At 44.2% G+C, this 13,051-nt stretch carries 9 protein-coding genes; 3 read left to right on the plus strand and 6 right to left on the minus strand.

The window, feature by feature from the left end; all coding sequences use genetic code 11:
• The first annotated feature begins 288 nt into the window (after positions 1-288).
• Positions 289-1,308, plus strand: a complete 1,020-nt coding sequence (locus tag MHB56_RS09920) for a LacI family DNA-binding transcriptional regulator (protein WP_076128026.1) — start codon at positions 289-291, stop codon at positions 1,306-1,308.
• 124 nt (positions 1,309-1,432) lie between these two features.
• Here MHB56_RS09920 and MHB56_RS09925 read toward each other — a convergent pair whose 3' ends face one another.
• From MHB56_RS09925 to MHB56_RS09935, 3 genes are all read right to left on the minus strand, one after another.
• A complete protein-coding gene (locus MHB56_RS09925; RefSeq protein ID WP_076128027.1) occupies positions 1,433-2,443 on the minus strand; it encodes a ketoacyl-ACP synthase III in 1,011 nt (336 codons plus the stop codon).
• A 131-nt stretch (positions 2,444-2,574) separates the two neighbouring features.
• Positions 2,575-3,291: a hypothetical protein gene (locus tag MHB56_RS09930; protein WP_341143532.1), complete on the minus strand. Its 717-nt coding sequence runs from the start codon at positions 3,289-3,291 to the stop codon at positions 2,575-2,577.
• 1,036 nt (positions 3,292-4,327) lie between these two features.
• Entirely contained in the window at positions 4,328-5,728 is a 1,401-nt protein-coding gene (locus MHB56_RS09935; protein ID WP_405169625.1) for an MATE family efflux transporter, read from the minus strand.
• A gap of 159 nt (positions 5,729-5,887) precedes the next feature.
• On the opposite strand from MHB56_RS09935, the gene MHB56_RS09940 reads away from it, so the two are divergent.
• Positions 5,888-6,769: an AraC family transcriptional regulator gene (locus MHB56_RS09940; protein WP_076302405.1), complete on the plus strand. Its 882-nt coding sequence runs from the start codon at positions 5,888-5,890 to the stop codon at positions 6,767-6,769.
• Positions 6,770-6,841: 72 nt separating this feature from the next.
• Here MHB56_RS09940 and MHB56_RS09945 read toward each other — a convergent pair whose 3' ends face one another.
• The 3 genes from MHB56_RS09945 to MHB56_RS09955 form a co-directional block, all read right to left on the minus strand.
• Positions 6,842-8,452, minus strand: a complete 1,611-nt coding sequence (locus MHB56_RS09945) for an extracellular solute-binding protein (protein ID WP_139329889.1) — start codon at positions 8,450-8,452, stop codon at positions 6,842-6,844.
• 68 nt (positions 8,453-8,520) lie between these two features.
• Entirely contained in the window at positions 8,521-9,414 is an 894-nt protein-coding gene (locus tag MHB56_RS09950; protein WP_036685379.1) for a carbohydrate ABC transporter permease, read from the minus strand.
• An 11-nt stretch (positions 9,415-9,425) separates the two neighbouring features.
• Positions 9,426-10,301 carry an ABC transporter permease gene (locus MHB56_RS09955; protein ID WP_094903677.1) on the minus strand — a complete coding sequence of 292 codons (876 nt, stop codon included), beginning with the start codon at positions 10,299-10,301 and terminating at the stop codon, positions 9,426-9,428.
• 503 nt (positions 10,302-10,804) lie between these two features.
• On the opposite strand from MHB56_RS09955, the gene MHB56_RS09960 reads away from it, so the two are divergent.
• Positions 10,805-13,039 carry an AraC family transcriptional regulator gene (locus tag MHB56_RS09960; RefSeq protein ID WP_341143533.1) on the plus strand — a complete coding sequence of 745 codons (2,235 nt, stop codon included), beginning with the start codon at positions 10,805-10,807 and terminating at the stop codon, positions 13,037-13,039.
• The last annotated feature ends 12 nt before the right edge of the window (positions 13,040-13,051 follow it).

Raw genomic sequence — 13,051 nt, forward strand, 5'->3', positions numbered from 1 at the left:
AATTTCGTAATATTCGTAATTCAAGCGAAAAGTCGAAATCGGTTTCGACAATGCTATTGTTGCTTAGTTTTCTATTTTTGTAAAGATGTAATTTTGAATTTTTTTACATAGATTATTTTGGAATAAATCTGCATAGTGAAATATATATTTGACTTGTTTCGGCAATAATAATAGACTGAAAATAATTGAATTTTCATTCACCCTATTCATAATAACTCGCAAATAACCGCTCTAGAACAGTCTTTTTCTCAAATTTCAACTATTCAGCGGAGGGTGGCTTTATTAACTATGAATATCAAAATGATTGCCGAAATGGCCGGCGTTTCTGTCTCGACTGTTTCGAAAATTATGAACAATTACAGTGATGTTTCCGAAAAAACCAAGCAAAGAGTTTTGGAGATCATCGAACAAACCGGATATTCACCTTCCAACTCCGCCAAGACACTCGCAACTAAGAAGTCGAATCTGATCGGGGTTATTTTTGCTGGCGAGCTTAATGTCGAATTTACCCATCCCTTTTTCGTAGAAGTGCTAAATTCCTTTAAGAAGCAGATGGGCGTTCTGGGCTACGATCTCATTTTCTTTTCCAACGAGAAATTCATCAGCAGCGGCGATTATTTCGCTCGATCTGTTCATTTCAATGTGGATGGATGTGTCATTATTTCCGGGCAAAAGATGGAGCCTACCATCCGCGATCTGGATATGAGCAGTATTCCTTGTATCGGAGTCGACCTCGAGCTAAAGGGGAAAAAATCCGGCTTTGTGATGTCAGATAACTTTCAGGTTTCTTCCAAGGTCGTGGAGCATTTTTATCTACTTGGCTATAGAGAGCTTGGATTTATCGGAAGTGCAGCGGATTCAGATATTTCTAACCTGCGGGAATCCGGATATGTCAAAGCTATTGAAAGTTTTGGCCTCACTTTGAACCGTCAGTGGTTTGTTCATGGCGACGATTTCTTTGAGCCCAGCGGTTATACGGCTATGCAGCAATTAATTCAAGCCGGAAATTTACCAAAAGCCATTTTTGCGGCTTCTGATTTGCTGGCTCTGGGAGCCATCCGGGCTTTGAAAGAACACGGCCTCAGCGTTCCTGAAGATATTGCCATTATCGGTTGTGACGACATTGAAGCCTGTAAATATACCAGTCCAAAACTGTCGACCATCCGCCAGAACAAAGAACGGCTTGGCATCCTCGCTGCCCATATGCTCTATGACTTGATTAACAATCAGTCTGGCGGTGGATCGTTTGTAGTGGAGCCTGTGCTTATTGTACGTGAATCCTGTGGCAGTCAATTAAATACTCAGTAATCAACAAAAAAAAGACAACAGCCAATGTAAGCGGGTTTCCGCAAACGGCGTTGTCTTTTTATTGATTAACCGAAACGTTTCGTTATAAACATTCATTGGACATTAACTCGCCAAATTCCACCTCTTAATATGGAGTAGGTATCCCTACCTGATGATCCAAATTCAACTCAATCAATTGTCCAGCCTGGGTCAATCCGGCACCAAAACCATACATCAGGATCTTTTGTCCATTTTGTACTTTACCCTCGCGGATGCCCAAATCGAGTGCTAAAGGAATCGTGGCAGCAGAAGTATTGCCGAAATTCACAAGACTGTGCAGCACCTGCTCCAGCGGATAATTTAATCGCTCACAAATTGGCTCAATCATGCGCATATTAGCGCTGTGTGGAATAAACCAGTCTACTTCCTCCAGAGTTACCTCCGCTTTTTCAAGCAGTTGTTGCACACCTAAAGGAACCGTTCTGACCGCCCAGCGAAACACTTCACGTCCGTTCTGTACCAGCATTTGTGTATCTACCAGCTCAATATTGTTTACAGTATGGGCAAGCCCCGTACGGTACACATGATGTGCCCCACCGCCATCACTTGCCAGCTGGAAGCCCAAAAATCCCGTCGACTGCTCATCACTTTCCACAAGCACAGCTCCCGCTCCATCCCCAAAAAGAATACATGTACTGCGGTCAGTATAATCCGTAATCTTGGAGATCGTATCCGCACCAATAACCAGTACCTTACGATGCATTCCTGAGGCCACATAACTGTGAGCAGTATGCAGTGCATAGACAAAACCCGCGCATGCTGCGCTCAAATCCATAGCACCCGCAGTCTGTGGAATGTTAAAGCGATTTTGAATCAAAGAAGCTACTGAGGGAAAGGAAAAGTCAGGTGTGCTCGTAGCTACCAGGACCATATCGACATCCTGAACGCTTTTTCCATAACGAGTCATAAGATCCTGCACAGCTGCTGCACATAAATCACTTGTATACTCATCCTGCCGACTAATTCGACGCTCACGGATTCCGGTCCGTTGCACAATCCATTCATTATTTGTATCTACGATCTGTTCCAGATCGGCATTAGTCAGTCTTTTAGCTGGGACATAGGTTCCGATAGCGGTAATTTTTGCACCTGTCATTCCAATCACCTCTTCAATTAGTATCTGATATTAGTACTTGGTACTAATTATAACTCTGTGCCTGCTAAAAAGTAAAGAAGGCCGGTAAAGCATCCTAGCTTCCCGGCACTTCCTAAACCTTACGAACCCACTTAGAACCGTTTTCTATTACGCTGCTTTCTTTTTCTGACGAACAATATAATCGCAGTTACAATAACCACCACTAAAATGATAAGCACAATCACGATATTCCATACATTAGGCACATAAACCTGCATTTGAATTGGCTCTGTATCCGCTAGTGTAACATTCCAAGTAAGGGTTCTGCCGTCCTCCACATTTGCATTATTGTCTCCATATAAATCCACAGGTAACGTTAATTTAAAGTCGAAAGCCATGTTTTGCAAAAACGCCCGAATAATCGGCTTCGATAAGCTGAGCGATCCCATATTATCCATTATGGTGTCTATGTAACTATTTAATTTGGGCTTCGCCTCAACATCATATTTGGTATAAAACCAATAATCTTTGGTATCTAATTTCAGGTCCACAATATCCAAGTCACCAGAGAGTGCTTTCATTTCCTCAAAAGAGGCATAAGATTTCATGAATTCATAGACTGTAGATTTTCCATCTTGGCTTTTCTCTAGCTCAATCCCCTGATCTTTAAGTTTGTTTACCAGAGCATCTTCCATTTTTTCGCTAATCAACGCTTCTGCCCGCGAATTCACTTTCATATTCACTGCAAAATCTACGCTTCCATTCTTATTCACTGTGACATGCGCTGTTCCTTTAGAACAGCCTGATAATAGTACAAGCATTAAGAGCAGCCCTAGTAACGAAAACCCTCTCCATTTTGACAACAACATTTCCCTCAAACCCTTCACTAACATGTATTTATATAACGGCTACCCATTCTATAAAGGCTACCTCATTTATATCATAGAATCAAACTCTATATGAATGAATAATCAAATTTGAGGACCGTCAAACTTAAACTTTATACTCGCATAAAAAAGAGGCCCTCACAGAAGTAATTATTTCTACTCATGAGGTAACCTCTTTCAAAAAAAACATCAGCAAATTTAATGTTACTTGAAGTGCTCGTTGTCGCTTGGGTGCACGGTGTTACTTGAAGTGCTCGACGTTACTCTGGATGCTTAATGTTACTCGAAGTGCTAGTTGTCGCTTGGGTGCACGGTGTTACTTGGGCTTTCAAAGTCGCTTTCGGACTCCAGAGCCGTTATTTCCGCACAAACGTCTCTTTTCATAAGCTATCGGACTCCAGAGTCACTATTGGTGCAAAACGACCCCATTAGGAGCCATTTTACGAGGAATAGCGCCTCTCCAGTCCGAAACTATCCGGAAAAGGCTCTAAATTAGCAAATAGCTGCATCTGAGTCCGAAAGCACAACGCCCTACTGCCCCTAAACTAATCAATTTTCAAGCCACAGAGTTGCTCTATGTTACTTGAAGTGCTCGTTGTCGCTTGGGTGCACGGTGTTACTTGGGCTTTCAAAGTCGCTTTCGGACTCCAGAGCCGTTATTTCCGCACAAACGTCTCTTTTCATAAGCTATCGGACTCCAGAGTCATTATTGGTGCAAAACGACCCCATTAGGAGCCATTTTACAAGGAATAGCGCCCCTTCAGTCCGAAACTAACCGGAAAAGGCTCTAAATTAGCAAATAGCGGCATCTGAGTCCGAAAGCACAACGTCATCCCTCCCGCAACCGCCCTACCTACCGCCCGCAACCGCCTTACTACCGCCTCCCGCAATGGCCCTACTATCGCACTACTGCAGCACTACTACCACCCTACTGCCGAAACAAAAACACTACTCCACAAACAACGTCCTACTCTAAAACCACTCCATTGCCCATCAAGCTGGGCTTATAGAGTCCCGCTTATGTGGTTAACGAGGCGCTTCTTTTCCCCGCTCCATGTAGTGAAGCATTCTCTTCACTCAAGCCGGTGTCCGCTTGGCGGAGAACCTTTCGCCCCCTCCAGCGCGCCAAAACAAGCAAACCTCTCACCAATTCGTCGGCTATCATACAACAATAGATACCTATGAGTCCCCAGCCGACGCTGATTCCTAACCAATAGGAGCAGCCCACGCCAATGAGGGACATAGACACGATGGAAGTATACATCGTATAACGCGTATCCCCGATGGCATTCAGCGCGTTGCCGAGGGCCATATTCAGCATTTTGGAGGGCTGAAGCAATAGATTTAGAGCTAACAAAGAAACCCCGATCGCAATAATTTTCGGATCAGATGTGAAATAACCGAGCAGCTGTTTTCCGAACAAGAATAATAACAACATGTTAGCTGACACAATGCTCAAACCAATAAAGAGTGTACGATACGCACTGCGATAAGCTTCTTTCAGTTTGCCTGCTCCGAATAAATGAGCAATCTGTATCTGCCCCGCCAGCGCAAAAGCATAACCAAGCGTGAAGCAAAAGGACTCCAAGGTGTTAAGATACGTGCGTGCTGCTAACGCTTCGGCTCCAAGTGCAGCCAGAAAGGAATACACAATAAGCTGGGAGAATACCCAACAGGAAGAATTGATCCCCAGCGGCCAGGCAATCTTCAGAATTTGCTTGAACAGCTTCCCATTGAATATACGGAAATCTCTAAGTCTAACCTTGATTTCGAAAGAACGCCGGAATAAGGAATAGAGAATAATCACTCCGACCAGTCTACTGACAATACTGGAGATCGCGATGCCCGCAAGGCCTAGCTGTGGCAGACCGAATACACCAAATATAAAAATATAGTTCAGAATTATATGGATGACATTGATTATAATCCCTGTGTACATCGGCCCTTTGGTATTCCCTGTGTTCCGGATAGCGGTACCGAGGGAAGCGATCATCCCGACCATAAAAAGTCCACCGCCGACATAGGAGATATAGACATTCGAAAGTGATAATAGTTCCGGTGCTATATTTAGAACCCCACCAATAGGGCCCGCATAGAAAAACAACACAATACTCACGACAATCCCCAACACGAGGCTAACCGATACTCCCATAATAGCAATCGTGCGCGCTTCACCAAAACGTTTGGAGCCCATTCTCTGTGCGATCAGAATCCCCGCTCCACCCGCAAATGTTGTAAAAAGTGTGGTCAATGCACCGAACAATTGATTGGAAATGCCGACTACGGCGACTGCATCATCAGAGATACGGCTGACCATTAATGTATCTACCGTACCCAGCAGAGTCTGTAGAAATACCTCTATAAATATAGGCCAAGCCAATACCCAGAGTCCAAAACCCTGTCTTTCTTTTTTCACTATACAAACCCTCCTCGTAAACCATACCTATAGACTTAGCCTAAAAAATAACATCTTTATTCATTATGTCAGACTAAATTATAGATGATATACTTTGGATGATGGTACAGATTTCAAACCAATTATTACATTATTCCAACCTCACTAAAAGGAGCTTCTGACATGAACATCTTGAACTTCACCGTTCCTCCGTTGCTGTACTACATTGTGAGCGGATTCCATACTTTCTCCCCCGGCCATTATCATATGAGCCGCCATAATACCCGGGTGTTCGATATGCTTGTAGTTAAACAAGGCTGTTTATATATGAGTGAAGGCGGTCTCCCTTTTCAAGTAAAAGCAGGTCAGGCGCTCTTACTTCGTCCAGACAGCCATCATTTCAGTACGGATAGCTGCAAGGAATCCACCTCTTATTATTGGCTGCATTTTCAAACGGTGGGCGACTGGAATATGACCGAGGATACGGCTGCTGCGCTTGAGAAAGATAACGTCAAAATAGAGAACTCCCTGCAATCTGACGAATTTGATATCCGGCCGTTTAGCTTACGCTTGCCTCAATATACAACTCTGCTGCAGCCGTCCAAGATGGAAGAGCTGCTCTCGCAGCTGAATCAGCTTGTGCCTAATTCCCATTTAAGCGATACTCCATTTCAGCAGCAGCTGTTGTTTCAGGAGGTTATTCAGCAGTTATCCGCCTCCCTCAGCCATGAGCGCCCCTCGCCCTCCAAAATATGTGCAGAGCAGGCGGCCTCCTATTTACGCAGCCATTTTCGTGAGCATATCACTGCGCAGCAGCTCGGGGAAAGTCTAAGCTTTCACCCTGTATATATCGCTCGTTGCATGAAGAAGGAATACGGCTGTGCGCCGATGGAATATCTGCTGCATTATCGGATTCAGCAAAGTAAACTTTTGCTGATGCAGACTAGCTACACGATTGCCCGTATAGCCGAGGAAGTCGGCTTCAATCAGGCCCCTTACTTCAGCTCCAGCTTTATTCGAATAGAAGGAACCACTCCACGGGAATTTCGCCAACGTTTCTCGTAAATCTGAGTACGTTAAAGAACACAAAAAAAGGGATGCTCCCCCCATTTGGCTTAGGGAACATCCCTTGCTGTTTTATTTCAAACCCTTCTCCTGCACATAAGCATCCCATTGCTTGATATATTCGGTCTGGATTTTCTCAAGGCCGGCTTGCTTAGCCTTTTCCATAAAGGTGGCTAAACCCGCATCAACATCCTCTACTAATCCAGCTTGCAATGGATACAGGTATTGCTTTTCCACCTGCTCTAGTGCTGCTTTTTCCGCCTGATAGGAGGTATAATCCTCAGCAAAACCTGTGAAAATATCCGGCTTCTGAATTTTGTCGAGCTCAGCGAAAATTTCCTTCACGCCATCATAGGATTTATCAAATAGCATGAACTCCGGATTCCGCCAGGCCCAGCCATTCATTCCCTCGCGTGTAAAACCGTTCGTTGAAGCATCTCCAATAAGTTCATAGTAACCGTTCGCATCAATTTTATAGTTCTTTCCTTCCACACCGTATTGTGTCAGCTGATTATAACGTTTATCCATGACCATTTTTTCATAGAAGGCCAGTGCACGTTCAGGGTTCTTGCTGCTCTTCGGAATGGCGAAACCATTATGAATAGGATGAACTGGTGTTGCATAACCAATGGTATTGCCATAAGGATAGTAACCTAGATCCCAATCCGGATGTGCTGCTTTCACCTTCATCAACGTATCGTTGAAGCGAGTCGGATTATCTCCAAAGATGCTTGCTGCCTTGCCCGCGATAATCGGAGCCTGGATGGTATCCTTCAAGTTCAGGACGTTTTTGGAAATCAATCCGTTTTCCTGCCAGCGTCTCATCGTCAGCAGCTCTTCTTTATGTTCCTCCGAGCCCCAATACAGATAAGCTTTTGAAGGATCATCGTACTTAATACCAATACCATAAGGCAGCGGACTGCCGACCTGTGCGGTAAGTGTTGAATATACATCATGAATGTTACCTCTTACATCACTGTTAAAAGAAGCAGGTGACATCTGCGGTTCATTTTTCTTGATTCCTTCCATGTATGCTTCATAGCTAGCCAGATCTGTCGGCTGAGGCAGATTGTATTTCTTGCGCAGATCCTCACGCCATACGAAGCCGTTCGTTACATACTCCTTATAAGTCGCTGGAACGGTGTAAATCTTGCCATCAATCTTCACGGCATCCCACATTTCCTGTGGTACGAATTGCTGGAGTTCCGGGGCAGCTTTGGGCAGCAGATCATCTATAGCCAAAAAAGCTCCCTTTTTCGCATAAGCCTGATATTGTGTCCAGTCCGCAGTGAAGATCAGATCGATCGATTGACCCGACGACAGCAGCAGCTTATATTTCTGATCCCAATCTGTCCAGGTTGTATAGTTGAATTTAACGGTTGCATTCAGATCCTCTTCGGCCATTTTGTTAATTTCCGCTTCAATGCTTGAGAGGTCCTTCGGCGCATCGCCTAGCATATAGAATTGCAGCTCGACCTTTTTGGAAGTGTCCAGTCCGGTCTTCTCCTCCGTCCCTGCGTTCGTACTTTGTGCTGTGTTTCCTCCGCTATTACTCTCTTTTACCGCCGCATTGTCTCCGTTTGCAGAATTAGAATTCCCCCCGCAGCCTGCCAGCAGCGTCAAGCCCAGTACTGACGTAAGCAGAATAGACATGCGTTTGCCCCGTTGTTTATTCATCTGAATCCTCCCTTTTCACTATGCTTCTATGTTAGCCGACTGTACCTTAACCCGGTAGTGGGCAGGTTGCGGTTCTAACCTTTTACAGCGCCGATGGTTAGGCCTTTGACAAAATAACGCTGAACGAACGGGTACAGAAAAAGAATAGGTCCCGTCACGACAATTGCCATCGCCATTTTGGTAGACTCAGCAGGGACCTCCGTAGCCAGTGACACCCCGGTTCCCGCCCCCATCTGTGCGATAAACTGTGCTGAATTAATAACATTGTACAGATAGAATTGCAGCTGATATTTATGCGTATCATTGATGAACAGTGAAGAGGTGAACCAGTCATTCCAGTAATACAAAGCCAGAAACAAACCGACTGTAGCGATGCCCGGCATGGAAAGCTTGAGTACAATCTGCCAGTAAATCCGGAAATCACCGGCCCCGTCTATTTTGCCAGAATCGAACAATTCCTCAGGAACTGCTGATTTGATGAAGTTTTTCATTAAAATGATCAAAAATGGCGTCATCAGACCTGGAAGCACCAGTACCGCATAGGAATCCAGCAGACCGAGGTATTTCGTAATCATGATGTACCACGGGACAAGTCCTCCCCCAAACAAAGTCGTAAAGTATATATAGAAGGAAAAGCTATTTCGATATTTAAAATCTTTACGCGCCAGTACATAACCCGCCATAGTCATGAAAAAAAGTCCCATTACCGTTCCAATAGCAGTTGTGCTGACTGTGACCGCATATGCCCGCAGCACCTCATCCGGGAAGATGAATACCGTCTTGTAGCCCTCCAGTGAGAACTGTGCCGGAATCAGATGATAGCCATCGCGAATAATGGACTCATTGCTGGTCAAAGATGCAGAGATAATTAGCAAAAAGGGCAGCAGGCAAGCGATCGATAAGCCAATAATGACCACATAGGCAATCCAATGAAGCATTCGCGTATATTTATCCTTTTGAATTTTCATTTCTTATCCTCCTAGAACAGGGCGTAGTCATCGTTTATTTTGCGGATAATGTAGTTGACCGTCATAATGAGGACGAAGCCGAACAAGGATTGATAGACCCCGGCAGCCGTTGCCATGCCCACATCAAAGGTTACTTTAAGCGAACGGTATACATAGGTATCAAGGATATCCGTCGTATTGTAGAGCAGCCCGTTATTGCCTATTAATTGATAGAAAAGATCGAATTGGCCCTTCATAATACTCCCGAGCGCAAAGAGCAGCAGCACCACAAAGGTTGATTTCAGCATCGGCACCGTTATATACCAAATCCGCTGGAAAATATTAGCGCCATCAATTTTGGCCGCTTCATAATATTCGTCACTAATCCCCGTAATCGCCGCCAGATAAATCACCATGCTGTAGCCAAGATTTTTCCATAGATAAAAGATAATGATCAGAAAGATCCATGCCCAAGGTTTACTGTAAACGTCGACCGGATCAAGGCCAAATTGGGTAAGCATTGTATTTAAGAAACCGCTGTCATAATTAAACAAGTTGTAGACAATTACGCTGAGAATTACAAAGGATACAAAGTAAGGCAGAAACATTACCGATTGGCTAATCTTTTTAAACCATTTTCCATTGAGCTCACTCAGCAGGATCGCACAGACAATTGCCAGCACATTCCCTAGTACAATAAAAGCAATATTGTATCCTATCGTGTTCATCGTGAGCTTCACCAGCGTACCGGATCTCCAGAGGAACTCGAAATTCTGTAATCCCACAAACTTGGAGTTGAACATGCTGCTGTTGAAGTCGAATTGAGTGAACGCATAATAGATGCCTACCATTGGAAAATAGGAATTCACCAGAAAAAAGATCAAGGTGGGCAGCAGCATCAGAAACATTACCCGATTGTGCACCAGCTCATACAACAATCCTTTCTTCTTTCTTGTCGTTCGTAAGCGTGCTCTACCATCAGCCTGGATGCCAAGTTCGACGTTTGAAATTCCTTTGGATGAGGTTTGGCTCAAGATCTCTCACTCCCCTTAATATAGAAACTGCATAATTCCACTATAGGGGGATTCTTCTGAACACAGAAGTGAAGCTTACAAGCCTTACTGCACAAACTGGCGAAACAGGAACTGAACAATCAGGATGTTTATGTAAAAGTCTTCGGAGACCCCCAGAGCTTCTCAAGCTTCGCTAACTCCTTATAATCCTTGTAGAAAAGACTGTTTTGTACACGAATATTTAATTTGTTCACTCCCTTCAGATTGGAAAAATGCAGGATTCTAAGGTTGCTCCACTGTTCTGTTCACTCTTGGGGACTTATAATAAAGGAACTTCATAATATGAATTCATCCAGAGTCTTGTCCGAGTAAGTCATATGATGATCAGGGGGGACGGTATGAAGAATAATGATCTACGGAGAAAAAGACTACTGTATGGCAAGCTGCTCACCACCATAACCCTGTGCATATCGTTAACCCTTCTTATCTCTACTTTTGTTTACTATACGTACTACATCGGCGTCGAGAAGACGCAAACCTTTCGCTCCGATCTGAGGGATCTGACCCAGACTGGCAAAAAAGTGGTCAACATGGCTGAAGTCGCGCAAACGCTTTCATTTCAACTGTATCGAACCAGCACGATTTCTCATCTGTTGTTCTACAACAAGCCCTCTATTTATGAGGTAACCGCGGCGATGTCCGATCTCGGAAACTACTTAAATTCCATGCCTTATATTGAATCCATCTATGTATATAATCCGAATAATGACACGGTTTATATTTCGGCAGCACAGGGCCAGAATGGCGTATTCACCACCCGCGAACTGGTGGACACTGAAATTATTCAGATGCTGAATCATTATCAGGATTACAAAACATTTACGCCGATTCCGCGAACCTATTCCATAGATGAACCTGAGAAAAAAACCATCTCAGTCTATACTTACCTTTGCTATGATGCGATCAATTGGGACCGCTCTATTAACTCTGCGGTTATTGTTAACATATCCGCGGCTTGGATCAATAAAGAACTGGCTAACGGCAATACACCCGGTAGTGGCAGTACCTACATTTTGGATGACCAAGGCCGTTTTCTGTCGGGGAATAAGCTGACATTGGAGAAGCTCTCCGGGGATGAAAACAGTTGGCTGGAGCATCAAGTAAAAGCACGTTCTGCCGGCTATTTTACTGCCCCTTTTAGAGGGAATAAATCACTGGTGTCCTATACTTCGCCCGATTCCCTTGGCTGGCAATATGTGCGCATTACTCCTTATGAGGTAATTACTGAACAGACCAATCATATCCGCAATACTACGCTTCTGATTTCTTTAATTATTTTATTGTTCGGTCTTGTTATTTCTAGGGTACTGTCCAAACGGCTTTATCTGCCGATTGATTCGATCGTAAGCCGAATGAACACCCTTGAGGCAGATAAACGCAACAGTATGTTTACGATCAGGCAGAACTCATTACGCAATCTGGTGCTTGGCATTAAATCTCCTCATAACAGCCGGCAAAATGATGTTCAACAGCTGGGTATTTCTTTTAATTTAAACGAGGGCTACCGGCTAGTATTACTACGCATTGATGAGTACGAAGCTCTGCGAAAGGAACGAGGCTCTTATCTCCTTCCGTACAAGTTTGCCATCATGAATATTGCCTCAGAGATCTGTGGACAGACTTATCAGGTGGAAACTGTAGATATGAATGACGATAGTGTAGTCATGTTGCTTAGCAGCATGACCTCCACTGAGCATCTGGATACCGAGCTAATTGAAGTGCTGCTGCGGCAGATCCGTGTGGCCTGTTGTGATTATCTAAAAATCGGACTGTCGTTAGTGTACAGCCCCATCAGTGATAATCCAGATGTACTAAACCGGCTGTACAGTCAGGCCAGAGAAGCTTCCAAGCATAGACTGTTTTATGGTCATGGCAGCCTGATCAATGCTGAGCACATTAGTGAGCTTCAGAATAATCTTTACTCTTACCCGGCTGACAGCGAGAAAAAGCTGGTCGATGCGCTCACAAGTGGCAGAACAGACGAAGCCCGCAGTCACTTCTCCGAAATGGTACGTGAAATGGAGCAATATCCCTATCATGTGCTGGAACTTACTGTTTCAAGGGTGACGCTAACGATTAAACGAATTGTCGATAACATCAAGAAGCTTAGTCCTACCCCCACCGAAGGGATGATGGTGATGCCTTCGCTTGAACATTATGAAACAATAGAAGAATTTGAGGCAGCTTTTTACCAGCTTTTTGATCATATTCAGGAATTCCAAGCGGATAAGCGCAGCTCCAAGCAAAGCGATCTAATCCGGCAAATTAACCAAACCATTCAGCAATCTTACATGGACCCTTGCTTAAGTCTGAACCAAATTGCCGATGAACTTAATATGTCTCCAATCTATGTCAGCAGACTTTATAAGCAGCAGACCCTAACCACTATTGTGGATGTCATCATGGAGGTACGGATGAAGGAAGTATGCCGCCTGCTTGTAGAGAGTGATTTATCGGTATCGGATATTGCTGAAGTAACTGGCTTCACCAGCAGTTCTTATCTCCACCGGATGTTCAAACGCAACTTCAGCCTTACACCAATAGAATTCAGACGGACCAAAAACAGTTCATAACATGAATCACCT

It is taken from the genome of Paenibacillus sp. FSL H8-0315 (assembly GCF_038005365.1).
Taxonomy (GTDB): domain Bacteria; phylum Bacillota; class Bacilli; order Paenibacillales; family Paenibacillaceae; genus Paenibacillus_AQ; species Paenibacillus_AQ odorifer.

Coding starts and splice junctions, on each gene's coding strand:
- MHB56_RS09925 (WP_076128027.1), bottom strand. CDS start 2,443: ATGACAGGTGCAAAAATTACCGCTATCGGAACCTATGTCCCAGCTAAA.
- MHB56_RS09930 (WP_341143532.1), bottom strand. CDS start 3,291: ATGTTGTTGTCAAAATGGAGAGGGTTTTCGTTACTAGGGCTGCTCTTA.
- MHB56_RS09940 (WP_076302405.1), top strand. CDS start 5,888: ATGAACATCTTGAACTTCACCGTTCCTCCGTTGCTGTACTACATTGTG.
- MHB56_RS09955 (WP_094903677.1), bottom strand. CDS start 10,301: ATGTTTCTGATGCTGCTGCCCACCTTGATCTTTTTTCTGGTGAATTCC.
- MHB56_RS09950 (WP_036685379.1), bottom strand. CDS start 9,414: ATGAAAATTCAAAAGGATAAATATACGCGAATGCTTCATTGGATTGCC.
- MHB56_RS09960 (WP_341143533.1), top strand. CDS start 10,805: ATGAAGAATAATGATCTACGGAGAAAAAGACTACTGTATGGCAAGCTG.
- MHB56_RS09920 (WP_076128026.1), top strand. CDS start 289: ATGAATATCAAAATGATTGCCGAAATGGCCGGCGTTTCTGTCTCGACT.